13 protein-coding genes and 1 rRNA gene are annotated in these 20,912 nt (G+C 71.6%); 3 read left to right on the plus strand and 11 right to left on the minus strand.

The window, feature by feature from the left end:
• The 4 genes from BGP79_RS00005 to BGP79_RS00020 form a co-directional block, all read right to left on the minus strand.
• Positions 1-139: ribosomal RNA gene (locus tag BGP79_RS00005) — 16S ribosomal RNA — on the minus strand; the annotation flags it as partial.
• A 491-nt stretch (positions 140-630) separates the two neighbouring features.
• Entirely contained in the window at positions 631-4,770 is a 4,140-nt protein-coding gene (gene glgB, locus BGP79_RS00010; protein WP_158067097.1) for a 1,4-alpha-glucan branching protein GlgB, read from the minus strand.
• Between the two features lie 14 nt (positions 4,771-4,784).
• Positions 4,785-6,557 carry a maltose alpha-D-glucosyltransferase gene (gene treS / locus BGP79_RS00015; protein ID WP_076692662.1) on the minus strand — a complete coding sequence of 591 codons (1,773 nt, stop codon included), beginning with the start codon at positions 6,555-6,557 and terminating at the stop codon, positions 4,785-4,787.
• Complete coding sequence (locus BGP79_RS00020; RefSeq protein ID WP_083701415.1) at positions 6,554-8,758, minus strand: alpha-1,4-glucan--maltose-1-phosphate maltosyltransferase; 2,205 nt, start codon at positions 8,756-8,758, stop codon at positions 6,554-6,556. Before BGP79_RS00020 ends, treS begins: the two co-directional genes overlap by 4 nt.
• A 135-nt stretch (positions 8,759-8,893) precedes the next feature.
• On the opposite strand from BGP79_RS00020, the gene glgP reads away from it, so the two are divergent.
• Complete coding sequence (gene glgP / locus BGP79_RS00025; protein WP_198928395.1) at positions 8,894-11,458, plus strand: alpha-glucan family phosphorylase; 2,565 nt, start codon at positions 8,894-8,896, stop codon at positions 11,456-11,458.
• A 104-nt stretch (positions 11,459-11,562) separates the two neighbouring features.
• Here glgP and BGP79_RS00030 read toward each other — a convergent pair whose 3' ends face one another.
• From BGP79_RS00030 to ispF, 6 genes are all read right to left on the minus strand, one after another.
• The gene (locus BGP79_RS00030) at positions 11,563-11,952 is read right to left on the minus strand and encodes a barstar family protein (protein ID WP_076692664.1); all 390 of its coding nucleotides are present in this window, start codon (positions 11,950-11,952) and stop codon (positions 11,563-11,565) included.
• Positions 11,953-12,016: 64 nt separating this feature from the next.
• Positions 12,017-12,430 (minus strand): ribonuclease domain-containing protein, encoded by a 414-nt coding sequence (locus BGP79_RS00035; RefSeq protein ID WP_233120987.1) that lies wholly within the window; start codon positions 12,428-12,430, stop codon positions 12,017-12,019.
• A gap of 97 nt (positions 12,431-12,527) precedes the next feature.
• Entirely contained in the window at positions 12,528-14,588 is a 2,061-nt protein-coding gene (gene glgX / locus BGP79_RS00040; protein ID WP_076692688.1) for a glycogen debranching protein GlgX, read from the minus strand.
• A gap of 136 nt (positions 14,589-14,724) precedes the next feature.
• Complete coding sequence (gene rlmB / locus BGP79_RS00045; RefSeq protein ID WP_076692665.1) at positions 14,725-15,711, minus strand: 23S rRNA (guanosine(2251)-2'-O)-methyltransferase RlmB; 987 nt, start codon at positions 15,709-15,711, stop codon at positions 14,725-14,727.
• Between the two features lie 137 nt (positions 15,712-15,848).
• Entirely contained in the window at positions 15,849-17,363 is a 1,515-nt protein-coding gene (cysS, locus tag BGP79_RS00050; RefSeq protein WP_076692666.1) for a cysteine--tRNA ligase, read from the minus strand.
• A gap of 93 nt (positions 17,364-17,456) precedes the next feature.
• Positions 17,457-17,963: a 2-C-methyl-D-erythritol 2,4-cyclodiphosphate synthase gene (ispF, locus tag BGP79_RS00055; protein WP_076692667.1), complete on the minus strand. Its 507-nt coding sequence runs from the start codon at positions 17,961-17,963 to the stop codon at positions 17,457-17,459.
• Between the two features lie 128 nt (positions 17,964-18,091).
• On the opposite strand from ispF, the gene BGP79_RS16070 reads away from it, so the two are divergent.
• Complete coding sequence (locus tag BGP79_RS16070) at positions 18,092-19,519, plus strand: 2-C-methyl-D-erythritol 4-phosphate cytidylyltransferase (protein ID WP_083701417.1); 1,428 nt, start codon at positions 18,092-18,094, stop codon at positions 19,517-19,519.
• A gap of 86 nt (positions 19,520-19,605) precedes the next feature.
• Here BGP79_RS16070 and BGP79_RS00070 read toward each other — a convergent pair whose 3' ends face one another.
• The gene (locus BGP79_RS00070; protein WP_076692668.1) at positions 19,606-20,091 is read right to left on the minus strand and encodes a CarD family transcriptional regulator; all 486 of its coding nucleotides are present in this window, start codon (positions 20,089-20,091) and stop codon (positions 19,606-19,608) included.
• Positions 20,092-20,272: 181 nt separating this feature from the next.
• Between BGP79_RS00070 and BGP79_RS00075 the strand changes: the two genes are divergently transcribed.
• A complete protein-coding gene (locus tag BGP79_RS00075; protein WP_076692669.1) occupies positions 20,273-20,830 on the plus strand; it encodes a hypothetical protein in 558 nt (185 codons plus the stop codon).
• The last annotated feature ends 82 nt before the right edge of the window (positions 20,831-20,912 follow it).

The following is a 20,912-nucleotide window of genomic DNA, read 5'->3' on the forward strand; positions in this document are numbered from 1 at the left end:
GAGTCAAGGGCAGGTTACTCACGTCTTACTCACCCGTTCGCCACTAATCCCCGATGCAAGCACCGGATCATCGTTCGACTTGCATGTGTTAAGCACGCCGCCAGCGTTCGTCCTGAGCCAGGATCAAACTCTCCGTCAAAAAAACGAAAAAAACATGAACCCAGCAATGACACCCGACCACCACGGGGGTGGCAGCCAGACATCACAACCAGTAAATAACTGGCATCAACAAACAAAACAACACACTATTGAGTTCTCAAACAACAGGCACTTCCGGTTTCAGCGGCGGTGTGAGATCCTTTTATCTGGATCTCTCTCCGTCATTCCGTTTCGCTCCGGAGCAACTTGTCTAACTTACCACTCCGATCTTCTCTGTCCAAATCGGCCGTTTCCGTCCGTTTTCTCCAGGGAGTCCGGGTCGGCCTCTGAGAGGCGATCTCCGGTTCGATCCTCGGTGTCGGCGGGGCCCTTGTGCAGGTCCTCCGCGTCTCACCGTTCCGATCGGCGCAAGATACGACTCTACCACCGGCTCAGCGGCAGTGCAAAACGGGCCCTTCCTCCCCCCCGCCCCGGGGCCGTGAGGCCCGGGATTCCAGGGAAGAAGGGCCCGTGGTGCGGGTCCGGACGGCGTCAGTCGACGTCGCCCTCGGTCGCCGGCGTCAGGTACAGCACCCCGAGCGGGGGCACCTGCACGGTGGCCGATGCCGGCTTGCCCTGGAACGAACCCTCGACCGCGGTGATGCGGCCGTGGTTGCCCACACCCGATCCACCGAACTGCTCGGCGTCCGTGTTCAGCGCCTCCACCCACGTACCGGCCCACGGCAGGGCGAGCTTGACGTCGTGGTGCGGAGTACCGGCGTAGTTGGCGACGACCACCACCGGGTTGCCCTGGGGATCCCACCGGGTGAACGTCAGCATGTTCCGGGCGGTGTCGTTGGCGTCGAGCCACTCGAACCCGGCGGGATCGTTGTCCCACCGGTACAGCGCCGGTGTCGCTGCGTAGATCTCGTTGAGCTGCTTGACCAGCAGCTGCACGCCCCGGTGGGGCGGAGCCTCGGTCAGCCACCAGTCGAGACCGTGCGCCTCGTTCCACTCGGCCTCCTGGCCGAACTCGGTGCCCATGAAGATCAGCTGCTTGCCCGGGTGCGCCCACTGGAACGCCAGGTAGGCGCGCAGGTTGGCCAGCTGCTGCCACCGGTCCCCCGGCATCTTGCGCAGCATCGACCCCTTGCCGTGCACGACCTCGTCGTGACTGATCGGCAGGAGGAAGTTCTCCGTGTAGGCGTAGACCATCGAGAACGTGGCCTTGTGGTGGTGGTAGGCCCGGTTGACCGGGTCCTCGGAGATGTACGAGAGCGAGTCGTGCATCCAGCCCATGTTCCACTTCAGCCCGAACCCGAGACCGTTGTGATCGGTGGGACGGGTGACCCCCGGGAATGCGGTCGACTCCTCGGCGATGGTGACGATGCCCGGGACGCGCTTGTACGCGGTCGCGTTCGCCTCCTGCAGGAACCCGATCGCCTCCAGGTTCTCCCGGCCGCCGAAGCGGTTGGGACGCCACTGCCCCTCCTGGCGCGAGTAGTCCAGGTAGAGCATCGAGGCCACCGCGTCGACCCGCAGCCCGTCGATGTGGAACTCCTCGAGCCAGTACAGGGCGTTGGCGACCAGGAAGTTGCGCACCTCCCGACGACCGAAGTCGAAGATCAGCGTGCCCCAGTCCGGGTGCTCACCGAGGAACGGGTCCGGGTGCTCGTACAGCGGCTGCCCGTCGAACTTCGCCAGGGCGAACTCGTCCTTCGGGAAGTGCGCAGGTACCCAGTCCATGATCACGCCGATGCCGGCCTGGTGCAGCGCGTCGACGAGGTGCCTGAACTCGTCGGGGTGGCCGAAGCGCGACGTCGGAGCGAAGTACCCTGTGACCTGGTAGCCCCACGACCCGCCGAACGGGTGCTCGGCGACCGGCATCAGCTCGACGTGCGTGAAGCCCAGCCACGAGACGTATTCGACCAGCTGCTCCGCGAGCTCGGTGTAGCTGAGCCCCAGACGCCAGGACCCCAGGTGCACCTCGTACACGCTCATCGGCCCGTTGTGCGGATCCTGCTGCCCACGCCGGGCGATCCACTCGTCGTCGCCGAAGGTGTAGGTCGAGTCGACGACGCGCGAACCGGTGAGCGGCGGCACCTCGGTGCCACGGGCCATCGGGTCCGCCTTCATCCGCCACTGGCCGTCCTGGCCCTGGATCTCGAACTTGTAGGTTGCCCCGGCCGCCGCGTCCGGGACGAAGATCTCCCACACCCCGGAGGAGCCGAGGGCCCGCATGCCGTGCGCCTTGGCGTCCCAGCCGTTGAAGTCGCCGGCCACCCGGACGGACCGGGCGTTGGGGGCCCACACGGCGAAACTGGTGCCGTGGATGGTGCCCATGGACGACGGGTACTCGCGCACGTGCGCCCCGAGCACCGTCCACAGCGTCTCGTGGCGGCCCTCACCGATCAGGTGCAGGTCCAGCTCGCCGAGCGTCGGCATGAACCGGTAGGGCTCGTCGACCCGGTGGCTGACCCCGTCCCCGTAGGTCACGTCCAGCCGGTAGTCCGGCACGTGGCCGTCCTCGGGGGTCTCCAGCACCGCGGTCCAGATGCCGCCGTACTCGTGCGCCATCGGGGTGGTCCCGGCGGAGGTGACGACGTCGACGGACGCGGCCATGTGCCGCAGGGTCCGCACGGTCACCGTGCCGTCGGAGGCCAGGTGGGCGCCGAGGACGCCGTGCGGGTTGTAGTACCGGCCCGCCGCGACCGCGTCGAGCACGTCGGTCGACACCGGGATCGGCCGCGCCGAGGCGGGCCGGGTCTCGGGCTCCGCGGTGGACGCGGCGCCGGCGCTGACGTTCAGGTTCGCGGCCTGCGCGAGCGCCTCCGGCGAGACGTCCGGCGCTCCCTCGGGAAGGTCCGGACGGTTGCGGTCCAGCGGGACGCCGCTCGCCGCGGACGCTGCGTCAGCGGACCGGCCCGTATCGGACTGGTCCGTACCGGCGGACGCCGTAACCGTGGACGCCGCGGCGTCGGAGCCCGTGGCGTCGTTGGCCGTGGTCTCGGCGGACGCCGTGGCGTCAGCGGCCTCGGCCACCGGCGCGGCGGCGGCAACCGCCTCGGCTGCCGCCGGCGTCGCCGGCTCGGTCCGGGACGTGCCGGGTCGGGGTGCCCGGGACTTCCTGATCATCGATGAACCCTCCTTCGTCGGAGCCGGAGTGGATCCGTCGGTCCCCACGTGCAGTGCGCGGTGCACCGCGTCCACGGGGACCGAGATCCAGTCCGGCCGGTTGCGCTGTTCGTAGACCACTTCGTAGAGCGCCTTGTCCAGCCACAGGCCGACGTACAGCGGGGACTCGGTGTCGACCGGTTCCCCGCTCACGCGGCGGTAGCCGTCCAGGAAGGCGTCCGAGGCGGCGGCGGTCCAGGCGCGGGTGCGGTCGGGGTCCGCGCCGTTCAGGACCGCGAAGCCACCCGCGTAGTCGAAGGACCGCAGCATGCCGACGACGTCCCGCAGGGCCGTGTCGGGCAGGGACCGCTCGGCCACCGGTCGCAGCGGCTCGCCCTCGAAGTCGAGCAGGATCCAGCCCCGCTGCGGCGAGTCGAGCACCTGCCCGAGGTGGTAGTCGCCGTGGATCCGCTGCAGGACCGGGGCGTCGCCGCCGCGGCCGAGGGCGTCGACGGCGGCACGGATGGCGTCCTCGTGAGGGCCCACCGCGTCGGCGGCCTCCGCCCACGCCCACCGGATGCGGCTGGCCAGGGCACGCAGCAGTTCCTCGTGCTGGTCCGCGTCGGCGATCCGGGTGCCGAACGCCTCCCGCAGACCGGCGTGCACCCGGGCGGTCGCCGCGCCGAGCGCCGAGGCCGGACCGGTGAAGTCGGTACCGGCGGCCGCCGCTGCGGTCGCGGTGCGCCAGGCGTCCTCGCTGCCGGCCATGAACTCGCTGAGCACGGCGAGCTGACCGTGGTCGAGGCGCCCGCCGGCACCGTCGTCCGACCCGGCGTGCTCGGGGTGCTGCCAGGCGCCGTCGATCCAGCCGTAGGTCGCGGCGACGGCGTCCACGTCGGCCCCGGTCAACCCGATGCCGACCTCGACGTCGGGGTTCATCCCGGCGCCGAGGACGCGGAAGAGCTTGATGATGGCCGGGGCGGCCGCGTCATCGATGATGATCGACGTGTTCGACTGCTCGCCGCTGAGCACCTTCGCGGTCGGCAGCTCCCCGACCGCACGGGTCGAGGCCCACCGGCCGGTCCGGTGTCCGCGGGGTGAGACGGCGTCGCCGTCCGTGCCGGTTCCGGTGCCCGGATCCGTCGACGCGACGGTACCGGCAGCGGAGGAGACGGGCCCGGCGGTGATCAGGTCGAGGTAGAGCCCCACCAGCACGGGATCGCGGACGCCGTCGTACACGTCCACGCGGTCCCCGGCGGCGGACGTGTCGTCGGTCGCCGCGGCTGCGGCGCCACCGGCGGGCCGTGGGGCCTCGGCGGCCGGCACGGTGCCGATCGGGTCGACGCCGTGCAGCACGTGGTCGGGACGGCGGTACGTCAACGGCACCTGCACCACGTCGATCCGGTCGCCCGAGTCGATCGCGATCAGGTGGACGCGCACGCCGATCCGGCCGGCCGGGTCGGTCAGGTCGAATCCGCCGACGGAGGCCAGGCTCACGCCCTTGCCGCGGGCGGGGTACCACCGCTGGTTCGGGAGCCAGCGGTGGAGGAGGTCGGTCAGGTCGGGGGTCAGCGTCATCGTGGCTTCTCCCTTCATGACGACAACTCGTGCTGGGGACGGATCACCGGCAGGGCCTGCGTGGCCGGTGACGCCGGGTTGGAGTACGGCGAACGCATGCGCAGCCAGAAGAAGTCGTGACTGCCGAGCGTGATGGTGATGCGGCCGTCGTTGCCCACGGCCGGGAACGGCGTGCCGCCGAAGACGTCACGCAGCCCGCGGCCGGCGAAACGGGGCAGGTCCAGCACCGCCGACGACGGGTGCTGGGACAGGTTGAAGACGCACAGCACGACCTCGCCGTGCTCCTCGGCGTCGACGTCGGGGATCTCGCGCAGGAATGCCAGGATGTGGTCGTTGTCCGCGGGGACGTTCTCGTAGCCGCCGAGCCCGAAGGCCGGGTGCGCCTTGCGCACGCCGAGCATCTGCCGGACCCAGTGGAGCAGGGACGAGGAGTGCGCCAGCTGCGCCTCCACGTTGACGTGGTTGTAGTGGTAGACGAGCGACTGGATCACCGGCAGGTAGAGCTTGCCGGGGTCCGCGACGGAGAACCCGGCGTTGCGATCCGGGTTCCACTGCATCGGCGTGCGGGAGGCGTCACGATCGTCGAGCCAGATGTTGTCCCCCATGCCGATCTCGTCCCCGTAGTACAGGAACGGGCTGCCGGGCAGGGCGAGCAGCAGGGCGTGGATCAGCTCCACCTCGGCCCGCGAGTTGTCCAGCAACGGGGAGAGCCGACGCCGGATGCCGACGTTGGCGCGCATCCGCGCGTCCGGGGCGTACCAGCCGAGCATCACCTGGCGCTCCTCGGTGGTGACCATCTCGAGGGTCAGCTCGTCGTGGTTCCGCAGGAAGGTACCCCACTGCGCGCCGGCCGGGATGGTCGGGGTGTCCTTCATGGTCTCGACGATCGGGGTGGCCTTCTGGTCCCGCAGCGCGTAGAACAGGCGCGGCATGATCGGGAAGTGGAAGCACATGTGGCACTCGGGGTTCTCCTCGTCCCCGAAGTACTCCACGACATCGCCGGGCAGCTGGTTCGCCTCGGCGATGATCACGCGACCGGGGTACAGCTCGTCGACCATCGCGCGCAGGCTCCGCAGGAACCCGTGGGTGGCCGGCAGGTTCTCGCAGTTGGTCCCGTCCTCCTCGAAGAGGTACGGGATCGCGTCGGCGCGGAAGCCGTCCACCCCCTGGTCCAGCCAGAACGTGACGACGTCGAACACGGCCTGCACGACGGCCGGGTTCTCGAAGTTCAGGTCCGGCTGGTGGGAGAAGAACCGGTGCCAGAAGAACTGGCGTCGCACCGGGTCGAACGTCCAGTTCGATTCCTCGGTGTCGACGAAGATGATGCGCGCGTCCTCGTACTTCTCGTCCGTGTCGCTCCACACGTAGAAGTCCCCGTACGGGCCCTCGGGGTCCTCGCGGGACGCCTTGAACCAGGCGTGCTGGTCCGAGGTGTGGTTCAGCGGCAGGTCGATGATCACGCGGAGCCCTCGGGCGTGGGCCTCGGCGACCAGGCGCTTGAAGTCGCTGATGGTGCCGAACTCGTCGAGGACCGAGTAGTAGTCCGCGATGTCGTACCCGCCGTCGCGCAGGGGCGAGTCGAAGAACGGCGGCAACCAGAGGCAGTCGATGCCGAGCCATTGCAGGTAGTCGAGCTTCTCGATCAGCCCGGAGAAGTCGCCCGAGCCGTCCCCGTTCGCGTCGGCGAAGCCGCGCACGAGGACTTCGTAGAAGACCGCCTTGCGGTACCACTGGGGGTCGTGGGCGAGACCGGGGGCGTTGAGGGAGAACGCCGACGGTACGCTCATGCGCCCCTCCGCACGTGGAAGACGTGCGCCGGCTCGAGCCACGGGTCCAGCCGCACGTAGTTCTCCCGGCCCCAAGTCCAGCTGCTGCCCGAGAGCAGGTCGTCCACCCAGAACCGGCCGTCCGCGTCCAGGTCCGCCGGGTCCAGCTCCAGCGCCGCCAGGTCGAGCGTCACCATGCCCTCGCGGGCGGCGTGCGGGTCGAGGTTGACGACGACGATGACGGTGTCCTTCGTCCCGTCCGGGTTCGCCTTGTGCTTGACGTAGGCCACCGTGTGGTCGTCCGTCGTGGACGCCACGGTGAGGTTCTGCAGGTCGCCGAGCGCGGGATGCGCCCGGCGGATCGCGTTCAACCGGGTGAGGTAGGGGGCGAGCGACCGGCCCTCCGCCTCGGCGGCCGCATAGTCCCGGGGCCGGTACTCGAACTTCTCGTTGTCAATGTACTCCTCGGCACCGGGCCGGGCGACGTGCTCGTAGAGCTCGTAGCCCGAGTACACGCCCCACAGGGGGCTGCCCGTGGCGGCGAGCACCGCACGGATCTTGAAACCGGCCGGACCCGAGTACTGCAGGTACGGGGTGAGGATGTCCGGGGTGTTGACGAAGAAGTTCGGCCGGTAGAACGCCGGCGTCTCGTGGGAGATCTCGGTGAAGTAGTCGAGGATCTCCTCCTTCGTGTTCCGCCACGTGAAGTAGGAGTAGGACTGCTGGAAACCGGCCTTGCCCAGGCCGTGCATCATCGGCGGTCGGGTGAATGCCTCGGCGAGGAAGACGACGTCGGGGTCGGAGGCGTTGATCTGGCCGATCAGCCACTCCCAGAACCACAGCGGCTTCGTGTGCGGGTTGTCCACCCGGAAGGTGCGCACGCCGTGGTCCATCCACAGCCGCACGATCCGCAGCACCTCGTGCGAGAGGCCCTCGGGATCGTTGTCGAAGTTCAGGGGGTAGATGTCCTGGTACTTCTTCGGGGGGTTCTCGGCGAACGCGATGGACCCGTCGATGCGGGTTGTGAACCACTCGGGGTGCTCGGTGACCCACGGGTGGTCCGGGGTGCACTGCAGGGCGAGGTCGAGGGCGACCTCCATGCCGAGCTCGCGGGTGCGTGCGACGAAGGCGTCGAAGTCCTCGAAACCACCCAGATCCGGGTGGATGGCGTCGTGGCCGCCCTCGGCGGCGCCGATGGCCCACGGGGAACCGGGGTCGCCCGAGCCGGCGACGAGCGTGTTGTTCGGGCCCTTCCGGTTGGTCCGGCCGATCGGGTGGATCGGCGGCAGGTAGACGACGTCGAACTCCATCGCGGCGACGGCGTCGAGCCGGTCGATCGCGGTGCGGAACGTGCCGGAGGTCCAGGCCCCGCTCGCGGGGTCGTAGCTCGCGCCCTCGGAGCGGGGGAAGAACTCGTACCAGGACGCCCGGCCGGCGCGCTCCCGCTCGACCGTGATCGGCCAGTGGCGGGTGGCGCTGACCAGTTCCCGGATGGGCCGCCGCTCGATCACCGCGTGCACCTGCGGGCTGAGCCCGGCGGCGAGCCGCTCCCCGGCGGGCAGGGTGGTGTCACCGATCCGGGCGGCAGCGGTGCGCAGCGTCTGCGCGTCCTCCGCATCGCGGTCCGGCTCGCCGGCGCCGCGCTCGAGCAGGGCGGTGCCCTCGTCCAGCATCAGGTCCACGTCGACGCCCGCGGCGACCTTGATGGTCGCGTCGTGCTCCCACGTGCCGTACAGATCGGCCCAGCTCTCGACCGTGAAGCTCCAGGCGCCGAGCCCGAGGGGCCGAAGCGTCGTCGTGTACCGGTCGGTGCCGGCGACGTGCTCGACCATGCGGGAGCGCTGCACCTCGGCCCCGTCCGGGTCGTACAGGACGGCGGTGGCCCCCAGACGGTCGTGCCCCTCGCGGAACACGGTGGCGCCGATCAGCAGGTCCTCGCCGGGGATGGCCTTCGCGGCGAACGCGCCGCCGTCGACGACGGGCTCGACCTCGGTGACGGGGATCCGGTCGAACCGCAGCCCCTCCGTGATCGAGGCCGGCGCACCGGACGCGCGGGTGGGTCCCCCGTGAGCTCCGGTCGCAACCGTTCCTGCGCGTCGACCCTCTGATGCGGGCTGGGCTTGCTGGTCCTGTCCTGTGGGGCGACTCGCGGCCGCGGCTGGAGTAGTCACACGGTAGACGTTAGCGATTGATGCCGGGAATGCGAAGGCCACTGATGTCATGCGCGGGCGGGGTGCCCGGCCGGCGCCCGTCGTGACGTGGGGAAGCGGCGGACGCGCGGGGTCGCCGCGCGACATGCCCGTAAGCGTTTACGCAATATGCGTTCCACGTCACATTCGTGGGCTACTGTGTGGCGCGTGAAAGCTATCCGACGGTTCACCGTCCGCACCGTTCTGCCCGAGGCCATCGCGCCGCTGAGCACCCTCGCCACCAACCTGCGCTGGTCGTGGCACGAGCCCACGCGCCGCCTGTTCGCGGACATCGCCCCCGAGACCTGGGCGCGCACCGCCGACCCCGTCGAACTGCTCGCGACCCTGACGCGGGGTCAGCTGCAGTCGATCGCCGCCGACACCGCCCTCGTCTCGCGGATCCAGGAGCTCGGCGCCGGGCTGCAGGAGTACCTGGCGCGGCCGCGCTGGTACCAGACGCTCGGCGCGGAGGCCCCGGCCTGCATCGCCTACTTCTCCCCCGAGTTCGGCATCGACGCGGTCCTCCCCCAGTACTCCGGCGGCCTCGGCATCCTCGCCGGCGACCACCTCAAGTCCGCCTCCGACCTCGGCGTCCCCCTGATCGGCGTCGGTCTGCTCTACCAGGCCGGCTACTTCAAACAGTCCCTCTCCCGCGACGCCTGGCAGGAGGAGACCTACCCCGTCATCGACCCCGACGGCCTGCCGCTGTCCCTGCTCCGCGAGGAGGACGGGACCCCCGTCGAGGTCCGCCTGCCCCTGCCCGCCGGCCGCCAGCTGCTCGCCCACGTGTGGAAGGCCGACGTCGGCCGCGTGCCCCTGCTGCTGCTCGACTCGAACGTCCCGGGCAACGACGACGCCGCGCGCACCATCACCGACCGGCTCTACGGCGGCGGCGGCGACCACCGGCTGCAGCAGGAACTGCTGCTCGGCATGGGCGGGGTCAAGGCGCTGCGCGCCTTCCAGCGCCTCACCGGTGGCCTGGCCCCCGAGGTGTTCCACATGAACGAGGGGCATGCCGGCTTCCTCGGCGTCGAGCGGATCCGCGAGCTCATCGACAGCGGGCTGAGCTGGGACGAGGCGCTCGTCTCCATCCGCGCGTCCACCGTCTTCACGACGCACACCCCGGTGCCCGCGGGCATCGACCGGTTCGAGATCGCCCAGATCGAGCACTTCTTCCAGGCGGGCCTGGCGCCGTCGGTCCCGGTCACGAACATCCTCGCCCTCGGCGCCGAGACCTACCCGGGCGGCAACCCGTCGACCTTCAACATGGCGGTGATGGGCCTGCGCCTCGCGCAGCGCGCCAACGGCGTGGCGAAGCTGCACGGCGTCGTCTCCCGCGAGATGTTCGCGGGGCTGTGGCCGGGCTTCGACCACGAGGAGGTCCCGATCACCTCGGTCACCAACGGCGTGCACGTGCCGACCTGGGTCGACCCGCGCATCGTCGAGCTGGCCCGGACGAAGTTCGGCGCGGCGCCGGACTGGTCCGAGGTCTTCGAGGTGGACGACGCCGAGGTGTGGGCTCTGCGACGTGAGCTGCGCTCCTCGCTGATCGCCGACGTCCGGCGTCGCCTCCGGGCCTCCTGGACCAAGCGCGGGGCGGCGGACGCCGAGCTGGCGTGGACCGACGACGTCCTCGATCCCGACGTGCTGACCATCGGCTTCGCCCGGCGCGTGCCCACCTACAAGCGGCTCACGCTGATGCTGCGCGACCCCGCCCGGCTCAAGCGGCTGCTGCTGGACCCGGTGCGGCCGATCCAGATCGTGGTCGCCGGCAAGTCCCACCCGGCCGACGAGCAGGGCAAGCGGATGATCCAGGACCTGGTCCGGTTCACGGACGACCCGGAGGTACGGCACCGGATCGTGTTCCTGCCCAACTACGACATCGCGATGGCGCGCACCCTCTTCCCCGGCTGCGACGTGTGGCTGAACAACCCGCTGCGCCCGCTCGAGGCGTGCGGTACCTCCGGGATGAAGGCCGCGCTGAACGGCGGCCTCAACCTCTCGGTGCGCGACGGCTGGTGGGACGAGCTGTACGACGGCCGCAACGGCTGGGCCATCCCGACCGCCGACAACCGGGCCACCCCGGACGAGCGGGACGACATCGAGGCCGCGGCGCTGTACGAGCTGATCGAGAAGTCGGTCGCGCCGATGTTCTACGGCTCGGAGCAGTCCACGGGCGACTCGACGGACGCGGTCCCGCACCAGTGGGTCGCCGCGATCAAGCACACGCTGGCCACCCTGGGGCCAGCCGTCTCGGCCGAGCGCATGGTGATGGACTACGTCAACCGGCTCTACACGCCGGCCGCCGTGTCCGGCCGTCACGTCGCCGAGGAGGATCACGCCGCCGCCCGGGCCGCCGCCCGCTGGGACCAGAAGGTGCGTGGTGCTTGGCCGTCGGTGCACGTGGAGCACGTCGACGCCGAGGGCGTCACCGACGCCCCGCAGATCGGTGACGTGCTGACGATCAACGCGTACGTCTCGCTCGGCGGCCTGAGCACGGACGACGTCGACGTGGAGGTCGGCTACGGCCGGGTCTCCGAGTCCGACCACATCCACGACCGGGCGTTCGCCGAGCTCACCCCGGCCGAGGACCTGGGCAACGGACGGGCCCGCTTCACCGGCACGCTCGTCGTCGACCGGTCAGGCCCCTTCGGCTACACCGTGCGGGCGCTGCCCTCGATCGACCGGATGGCGAACAAGGCCGAACTGGGGCTGATCGCCACCCCGGCCTGACGCGGGACGTCCGGACGAACGGACACCATCGACGAAGGGCCCGAGCGCACCGCGCTCGGGCCCTTCATTCATCATTCAGCCGGGCGTCGTTCAGCCGGGCGTCGTCAGTCCCGCACGACGACGACCGTGAACGCGGGGCGGGACCGGACCGACGGCGGCGCGGCGTCGCGCGCGGCGGTCACCTCGTCCTCGACGAAGCCCAGGACCTCGGTGATCCGGTCCGCGTCCGTGGCGGGCAACGCGGGGTCGACGACCCAGACGAGCGTGAAGGGGATCTTGGCCGCGTCGCGCAGGCTGTCCGCGAGCGCGTCGAGGGTGGCACCGAAGTGCGCGGGGAAGCGCAGGGTGCGGGCGAAGCGGTCCAGGGCGACGGCCCGGGTGGCGCCCGACCGCACCTCCCGCACCGGCGGACCCGTGGTCTCGGGCCGCCGGGCATGGCCGCGTCCGGCCACCTCCCGGCGGCGGCGCCACTGCGCGGTCGTCAGCTGCTGCACGCGGCTCGTCCTCCCCGTCGGTGTCCGCGGCTCGAGGACGTCGGTAGGCGCGTCCCCGTCCGCCTCATCGGTCCTCCCGGACGACCCGGAAACTGGCGTAGTGGTCCGCCGTCCAGTACCGCTCGCCGTCGGCACCGGCGATGATGCGCCGTGCCCCGCGGTCGGACTCCCCCGGGGTCCGCACGGTGTACTCCCGGTAGTGCCCGCGAGGCCGGCTGGGCAGGATCCGTTCGAAGTTGCCGAACACCGCGCCGTCCTGGGAGTAGGGGAAGGGACCGCCGCGGCGGATGGCCTCGAGGGTCTGCTGGGCCTGCCGGGGCAGGGCGGACGCGGCGACGACGGGCAGCCCGGAGCGCGGGTCGCGGTCGTTCGACGCGGCCGATCTGCTCGCGGAGGCACCGGCGACACCCGAGGCGGGGGCGGCGGGACCGGGGGCCAGGCACCCGGCGAGCAGGACCGCGAGCAGCAGGGCCGCCACGACGGCTCCCAGCCTCGCCAGGGTCGAGCGGATCGTCCCGACGCGGGCGCCAGCCGCCTGCTCGGCTCCCGGTCGAGCCCCCGTCCTGATCACCGGCTCAGTCCCGCCGGAAGACGGTGACGCTCTGCGCCGGCGCGGTGAAGACCTCGTCGCTGGCCCAGTGGTCGTCCTTGCGGTGGTCGGTCTCCGGGTCGGTGCTCAGCCGCAGCACGAAGCCGTTCCGGGGCCGTTCGTCCGGCTCGTCGACGTCCGTCCGGGCGAAGCCCACGTCGGGCATGGTCACGTGGGAGGCATTGGCCGACCCGTTGATGACGAGCAGCCCGTCGATCTGCCCCTCGGGCGAGCCGAGCAGCAACTGGAGCACCCGCACGTGCGGATTGGTCCACTCCTGCTCGGTCATCGGGTACCCGGCCGTGCCGTACCAGTGCAGGAAGTGGGCCTCCGGGGTCCGCGAGTAGTCGGCGGGCTGGTGGGCCAGGAACTCGCGGCGCACCCGGATCAGGCCCCGCGTAGCCCGCAGCATCCGCCGTGCCCGCTCGTCCAGGTGCCAGTCGAACCACGAGATGGCGGTGTTCTGGCTGTAGGCGTTGTTGTTGCCGTGCTGGGTGCGGCCGATCTCGTCCCCCGCGGTGATCATCGGCACGCCGAGGGAGAGCAGCAGAGTCGCCATCAGGTTGCGCTGGGTGCGCTCGCGGGCGCGCAGCACCCGGTGCCCCGTCGTCGGCCCCTCGACCCCGTGGTTCCAGCTGCGGTTGTGGTCCGAGCCGTCCCGGTTGTCCTCGCCGTTGGCCTCGTTGTGCTTGACGTCGTACGTCGTCAGGTCGGCCAGGGTGAAGCCGTCGTGGGCGGTGACGAGGTTGACGGACGCGAGCGGGGACCGACCCGACGCCGCGAACGTCGCGGCCGAGCCGGCGAGCGCGCCGCCGAGCGCGGCGAGGGAGCCACCCGGCCGCCCGGCGTCGAGCGCGGCCTGGTCGGAGAGCCAGAACGTGCGGGCGACGTCCCGGAACCCGTCGTTCCAGTCGGCCCAGCCGCGCGGGAAGTTGCCGGTCTGCCACCCGCCCATGCCGACGTCCCACGGCTCGGCGATCAGCTTGACCGGGGCCAGCACCGGGTCCGCGGCCACGGCCACCAGGAAGGGGTGCCGGGGCGTGAAGACGTTGTCCTCGTCGCGGCACAGGGTGGGCGCGAGGTCGAACCGGAAGCCGTCGACGTGGCACTGCTCCACCCAGTACCGCAGCGAGTCCAGCGCGAGCTGCACGACCCGCGGTTGGGAGAAGTCGAGACTGTTGCCGCACCCCGTGGTGTCCTCGTAGGTGCTCGGGTCCCGGTGCCGGTAGTAGGTGCGCTCGCCCAGACCCCGCCAGCTGCGGGCGGACTGATCGTTGCCGCCCTCCGCGGTGTGGTTGTAGACGACGTCGAGGATCACCTCGAGGCCGGCGCCGTGCAGGGCGGCGACCATGCCCTTGACCTCGTCGAGCACGGCCTGCGGGCCCGCCTCGCGGCTCGCGGCGGTGGCGTACCCGGGGTGCGGGGCGAAGAAGCCGAGGGTGTTGTAACCCCAGTAGTTGGTCAGCCCGAGCGCGGCGAGGTGCGGTTCGTCGGCGTGTGCGTGGATGGGCAGCAGCTCGATCGCGGTGACGCCGAGCCGGGTGAACCAGGCCAGCATCGCCGGGTGCCCCAGACCCGCGTACGTGCCGCGCTGTTCCTCGGGAATGTCCGGGTGCAGCTTCGTCAGGCCCACGACGTGCGCCTCGTACAGGATGGTGTCGCGCCACGGGGTGCGCGGCGCGGCGTCGCCGTCCCAGTCGAACACGCCGTCGAGCCTGACCGCGGCCACGGGCTCGTCGGCCTCGCCCTCGGTCAGGCCCCGCGCGTACGGGTCGAGCAGCAGGGTGCCGGCCGGGTCGCCCTCGTCGAGCAGGTGGTAGCGGGCGCCGACGGGCAGGTCCTCGATCACCCCGTGGTGGACGCCGTCCTCGAGGTTCTCGAGCGGGGTCTGCACCCAACCGGCGTCGGCCGTCTCATGCACCACCGCGAGTGCGGCGACCCCGGGCGCGAACACCGCGACGTTGACCGCATCGCCGTGCGGCTCCTGCCGGTGCCCACCGCCGTCGGCGAGCGTACTGACGCCGAGCGGACAGGGGAAGGACCGCAGCGCCGAGGCGGGCCGGAGCTGCCGCGGCGGACGCCGACGCGGGTCGACGGTCTGGATCGGGCCGGTCGGGGTCGAAGCGGTCTGGGTCACGATGATCTCGTTCGGGTCGGGCGGATCCGCGGAGTGGCTGGACGGGTCAGGCGGAGGGACGGCTCCGGGCGACCTCGTAGAGACAGATCCCGACGGCCATCGACGCGTTCAGCGATTCGGTCGCGGCGTCGATCGGGATGGAGACGATGGACTCGCAGGTCTCCCGGGTCAGCCGGGACAGGCCCTTGCCCTCGGAGCCGACGACCACGCACAGCGGTTCCTCGCCCGCGTCGAGCGCCGGCAGGGAGATCTCGCCGTCGCCGTCGAGCCCGACCACCCGGATGCCGAGCTTGCGGTAGCCGTCGAGGGTGCGGTTGAGGTTCGCGGCTCGGTGCACGGGCACGCGGACCGCGGCGCCGGCACTGGTCTTCCAGGCCGTGGCGGTCATGGTCGCGGTGCGGCGTTCGGGGATGACGACGCCGTGGCCACCGAAGGCGGCGACGCTGCGGATGATGGCGCCGAGGTTGCGGGGGTCGGTCACCCCGTCGAGGGCGACGATCAGGGGCGCGGTGCGCAGGTAGCCCTTCTCCCACTGATCGGCCAGGTGCCGGCCGGCCTCGACGGCGTCGCCGTACTCGTAGGGCGGGATCTGCAGGGCGACGCCCTGGTGCACGGCGTCCATCGTCAGCCGGTCCAGTTCGGTCTTGTGCACCTGCAGCACCGGCACGGACTGCTCCGCGGCGAGTTTGAGGATGTCCCGCACCCGGTCGTCGCTCTCGATCCGGACGGCGATGTAGAGGGTGCGCGCGGGCACGGCGGCCTGCAGCGCCTCGAGCACGGCGTTGCGGCCGGTGACCATCTCCTCGGCCTTGTCCCGGCGGGAGCGGGTGTGCGGCGAGCTGCTCTCGCCACGGCTGCTGCCGGCACGGCGCTGCCCCGCCTGCTTGGCCTTGTACGCCTTGTGGTACGGCCGGTCCTCGGCCTTCGGGGTGGGGCCCCGGCCCTCGAGGGCCTTGCGGCCCAGCCCTCCGCTGCCGGAGGACGGGCCCTTCTTGTGCTTGCGGATGGCTCCGGCGCGCGGCTTGTTCGGCATGGGACCTTCTGTTGTTCTCGGGAGCTCGACGCGGCTGACCGGTACCTCCCGGGCGCGAAGAGCCCCAGTCTACGGCGTCCGCCCTCGTGGACCGGTCCCCCTCGTGGTCAGGGCGGGGCTCACGACGCGGGACCTCGTCAGCCCAGCGACCAGCTCGAGCCGTCCTTGCCGTCCTCGATCACGATGCCCGCCGCGACCAGGCGGTCCCGGATGGCGTCCGCCGCGGCGAAGTCCCGCGCGCGGCGGGCGTCGGCGCGGGCGGTCAGCTGCGACGCGACCACGGCGTCCAGCGCCTCGGCGGCGGCGGACCGGTCCCCGGCGGCGTTCCAGGTGGGGTCGAGCGGGTCGAGACCGAGCACCCCGGTCATCGCCCGGACCTGCTCGAGGGCGACGGCGGTCGCCTCGGCGGCCCCGTCGGCGAGCGCGGAGTTGCCGCGGCGCACGGTCTCGTGCACGACGCCCAGGGCCGCCGGGATGTTCAGGTCGTCGTCCATCGCGGCGGTGAAGGCGGCGGGCAGGGTCTCGGCCCGGACCGTCATCGCCGTCCCGGTCTCGTCGCCGGCGGCGGGAAGGCCGGTTCCCTGCCGCGGCACCGCGCGGTCGGCGTTGCGGACGAAGGTGCGGATGCGGCCGTAGGCGGCGGCGGCCTCGGCGAGGGAGCCGCCGTCGTCCGCCGTCGCGGGGCGGAAGTCCAGCACGGAGCGGTAGTGCGTGGCGGTCATGAAGTACCGGACGACGGCGGGTTCGGCGCGGGCGAGGACGTCCGCCGCGGTGACGAAGTGGAACGCCGACTTGCTCATCTTCTCGCCCTCGAGCGTCACCAGGCCGTTGTGCATCCAGACGCGGGCGAACCGGTGGCCGGCGGCGGTGGACTGGGCGAGCTCGTTCTCGTGATGCGGGAAGCGCAGGTCCAGGCCGCCGCCGTGGACGTCGAACTCCGTGCCGAGGTACTTGCCCGCCATCGCCGAGCACTCCAGGTGCCAGCCGGGACGGCCCCGCAGGTCGGGCCGGCCGAGTGGGTCCGGCCACGACGCCGTCTCCGGCTCCCCCGCCTTGTGCCCCTTCCACAGGGCGAAGTCGCGGGAGTCGCGCTTGCCACGCGGATCGGCGTCGGCGGCGTCCTGCATGTCGTCCACGGACTGCCGGGTCAGGGCGCCGTACTCCGGCCAGGACCGGACGTCGAAGTACACGTCGCCGGAACCGTCCTCGGCCGGGTAGGCGTGGCCGCACTGCACCAGTTCGCGGACGAGGGCGTGCATCTCGGTGATGTGGCCGGTGGCACGCGGCTCGTAGGTGGGCCGCCGCACGCCGATGGCGGCGTACGCGGCCTCGAACTGCTGCTCGACGCGGTACGCGAGCGCCCACCAGGCCTCACGCGGGTGCGGGCCGGCGTAGTCGTCGGCGTCGGAGGCGGCCGCGTTGGCCAGGATCTTGTCGTCGATGTCGGTGACGTTCCGGACCACGGTCACGTCCAGGCCGGTGGCCTCGAGCCACCGGGTGAGCAGGTCGAAGCTCAGGGCGGAGCGCAGGTGTCCCAGGTGCGGCTCGCTCTGCACGGTCGCCCCGCAGTAGTAGACGCTGGCCCGTCCCGGAACCACCGGGGTGAACGGGACGACGGTGGCGGACTTGGAGTCGTGGAGGCGCAGCGTCACCGGGTCAGTGTATCCAGCGGGCCGGTCCGGCCCGCCGGGTGTTGCAGCCGCCCGGCATCCTGTGGCGGCCGGGCAGTCCCGGCTCGGGTCCGGTCAGGTGGCCGGCTTCGTCGCGACGACGAGGGCAGTGGCGATGGCGGCCACGCCCTCGCCCCGCCCGGTCAGCCCCAGTCCGTCGCTGGTCGTCGCGGTGATGCTGACGGGCGCTCCGGCGGCCTCGCTGAGGACTCGCGCCGACTCCGTGCGGCGGGCCGCGAACCGGGGTCGGTTGCCGATCACCTGGACGGCGACGCTGCCCACCGTGAAGCCGGCGTCGCGCACGACCCGGGCCGCCTCGGCGAGCAGCACCACTCCGGCCGCGCCGCGGTACTCCGGACGATCGGTGCCGAAGTGGGTGCCCAGATCGCCGACACCGGCGGCCGAGAACAGCGCGTCGCAGCAGGCGTGGGCAGCGACGTCCCCGTCGGAGTGACCCGCGAGACCCACCTCGCCCTCCCACAGCAGGCCGCCCAGCCACAGCGGGGTGCCGGGCTCGCCCCAGGCGTGCACGTCCACGCCGATACCGGTGCGGGGGAGGTCCAGGGGGCCGGCGTCGTCCATGGGGTCAGTCTGTCAGGCGGAGCACGGCTCCCGGGCGACCGCCGGCGACGACCGGCTGGCTCACCCGCCCGGTTCCCTGGCGTGGTTCGATGGTGTGGCCCTGTTACGTCGGCCTCCCGGAGGTGCCCATGGCTTCGACCGTCGCTGTCGTCCTGCCCGGAGACGATGTTGCCGGGCGGACGGACGCCGCCCGGGGCGCCATGCTCGGGCTGGCCGTCCGGGCGCTCCGCGACGCGGGCGTTCACGAGGTGGTGGCTCTGGACGTGCCGGACGGCTACACCGCCACCCCTGGCACCACGCTGCGAGAGACCGACGGTTCCCTCCAGCAAACCCTGACCGTCGCGGCGGACACGGCACGGACCGGTCACCACGATCGGATCCTCCTGCATCGCGTCGACCACGCGCTGACCCCTGCCGCCCAGATCGGCCGAGTGCTGGCGTCCCTCGACGGCGGTGCGGCGGTGACGGTGCCCGTCCTGCCCGTCACCGACACGATCACGGCGGTGACCGACGGGGTGCTCGGCCGCACCGTCGACCGCGCGGACGTGCGTGCGGTGTGTTCGCCGTGGGGGTTCACGCGTGCCGCGCTCGACCGGGCTGCTGCCGCAGCGACCGACCTGCGGCCGGCACCGGTCGACGAGGCGCTACGTCGCGCCGGGACAGCCGGAGCAACACCCGGCCGCGTGTCCGCCGTCCCCGGCAGTCCCGCCGGCGCGTCCCTCGCCGATGAGGTGAGCCGCCGCCGGCTTGCGCTGGTGCATCGGGATGCCGCGCCGCTGCTGCTCTCGACCGCTCGCCTCACGACGGCGGGCGCAGGCCCCTCCTCGGACGTCCTCCTCCGGGCCGGACGGGTTGCCGCGGTCGTGCTCGCGGCCGGCTCCGGTACCCGGTTCGGCGCACCCGTCAACAAGGCGTACCTTCCGCTCGGCGGTGAGACGGTGCTGGCCCACTCGCTGCGCCTGTTCGCCGGTCTGCGAGCCGTCGGACCGATCGTCCTCGTCGTGCGCGAACAGGACGAGGAGTACGCGCGCACCGTGGCCGCCGATGTGGGCGTGCCCGTTGAGTTCGTGCGGGGAGGCGCGAGCAGACAGGGGTCCGAGGATGCCGCTCTGGACCATCTCGCGTCGCGGATCGCGGACGGCAGCGTCGAGATCGTGGCGATCCATGATTCCGCCCGGCCCCTGACGACGGCCACCCTCTGCCGGGCGGTCCTGTCGGTCGCGGTCCGCGACGGCGGAGCGGTGCCCGGTGTTCTGCGTACGGAGCTTGCCGTGGTCACGAGCGACGGGACCGAGCTGCTGCCCGACCGCGCGGGCCCCCTGGTCGCCGTCCAGACACCCCAGGCGTTCCGTGCCCGGCTGCTGCGGAAGGCCTATGACACGGCGCACGGCGCCGACTTCGAAGGCACCGACACGGCCAGCGTCGTCGCCGCGCACGGTGGTCTGCGTGCGCGCTGGGTTCCCTCGCCGGCCACCAACCTGAAGATCACGTTCGCCGAGGACCTCCCGCTGGCCGAACATCTGCTCCGCGAACAGGGCGAGGACCGAGGCGACTGAGCCGCGAGCCGAGCGGGCCACGAACGACGACGGGGTCCTCCGCAACAGCGGAGGACCCCGTCGGATCGATCGTCGTACCGGCTGGATCAGGCCGAGGCCAGCACCTCGTCGAGCACGCCGGCAGCCTTCTCCTCGTCGGTCTTCTCGGCGAGCGCCAGCTCGGAGATGAGGATCTGTCGTGCCTTGGCCAGCATCCGCTTCTCCCCCGCGGACAGGCCGCGGTCGTTGTCGCGGCGCCACAGGTCGCGCACCACTTCGGCCACCTTGACGACGTCGCCGGAGGCGAGCTTCTCCAGGTTGGCCTTGTAGCGCCGGGACCAGTTGGTCGGCTCTTCGGTGAACTCGGCCCGCAGCACGTCGAACACGTGCTCCAGACCTTCCTTGCCGACCACATCACGAACGCCGACCAGGTCGACGTTCTCGGCGGGGACCTCGATGGTCAGGTCGCCCTGAGCGACCTTGAGCTTGAGGTACATCTTCTCTTCGCCGCGAACGGTGCGCAGCTTGATCTCCTCGATCTTCGCTGCCCCGTGGTGGGGGTAAACAACCGTCTCGCCGACCTCGAACACCATATGCATATTCCCCTTTCCCGGAGACGAGTTTATCACGAGCCGTTCCGCCGACTTCGGCGTCATCTCGCGGCTCGGGCCGCCTCGCGGGGGCCGGGCGGGCGCGAGCACGGCCCGGGAACCGTTACGCTGGGAGCTGTTGCCACCCCAACCCCTGAGCACCGTCGATGAGGAGCGCCTGACCGTGAGAACCGCTGCGAGCACCCGCCTCCGCCAGGCCGGCATCGTCCTGGTCGCCTCGCTCTCCGTGCTGGGCGCCTCCGGCTGCCAGGCCGTCAATCCGCAGGACACCCAGATGTCCTACGACCCGTCCGACGGCGTCGCGGCCACCGTGGGCCAGGTCCAGCTCCGCAACGTCTTCGTCGCCGCGGCGGCGAAGGGCACCCCGGCGCGACTCGGCGGCGCCCTGTTCAACCAGTCGGACCGTGCGACCACCGTGACGCTGAGCAGCGGCTCCGGGACGCAGTCGACGGTCAAGCTGCCCGCCAACGCGAGCTACTACCTGCAGCAGGAACCGGCCGTGAACCTCGGTGACGTCGACCAGAACCCGGGCAGCCTCGTCGAGATGAAGCTGACCGAGACCGCGTCCGGCGCCACGTCCACCGTGCGCGTGCCCGTCGTGGACGGCACCCTCGAGGAGTACCGCACCGTCGTGCCGGGCTCCCCGGCGCCGACCGGCACCCCCACCAGCACCCCGACGGAGACCGCGTCGGCGAGTGCCACCAGCAGCCCGACCGGCTGACACCTCGCTCCTGCCAGAACGACGAACGCCCCGCCCGGATCACCGAGCGGGGCGTCGTCGTTCCCGGGCCGTCGGCCGGAGT

Origin of the sequence: Tersicoccus sp. Bi-70 (genome assembly GCF_001968825.1) — a bacterium.
Classification (GTDB): domain Bacteria; phylum Actinomycetota; class Actinomycetes; order Actinomycetales; family Micrococcaceae; genus Tersicoccus.

Bases quoted from the DNA above. Each gene is read 5' to 3' on its own strand.
- glgB (WP_158067097.1), bottom strand. From the start codon at position 4,770: ATGACGCTGACCCCCGACCTGACCGACCTCCTCCACCGCTGGCTCCCG.
- treS (WP_076692662.1), bottom strand. From the start codon at position 6,557: ATGAGCGTACCGTCGGCGTTCTCCCTCAACGCCCCCGGTCTCGCCCAC.
- BGP79_RS00020 (WP_083701415.1), bottom strand. From the start codon at position 8,758: ATGACATCAGTGGCCTTCGCATTCCCGGCATCAATCGCTAACGTCTAC.
- rlmB (WP_076692665.1), bottom strand. From the start codon at position 15,711: ATGCCGAACAAGCCGCGCGCCGGAGCCATCCGCAAGCACAAGAAGGGC.
- ispF (WP_076692667.1), bottom strand. From the start codon at position 17,963: ATGGACGACGCCGGCCCCCTGGACCTCCCCCGCACCGGTATCGGCGTG.
- BGP79_RS16070 (WP_083701417.1), top strand. From the start codon at position 18,092: ATGGCTTCGACCGTCGCTGTCGTCCTGCCCGGAGACGATGTTGCCGGG.
- BGP79_RS00070 (WP_076692668.1), bottom strand. From the start codon at position 20,091: ATGGTGTTCGAGGTCGGCGAGACGGTTGTTTACCCCCACCACGGGGCA.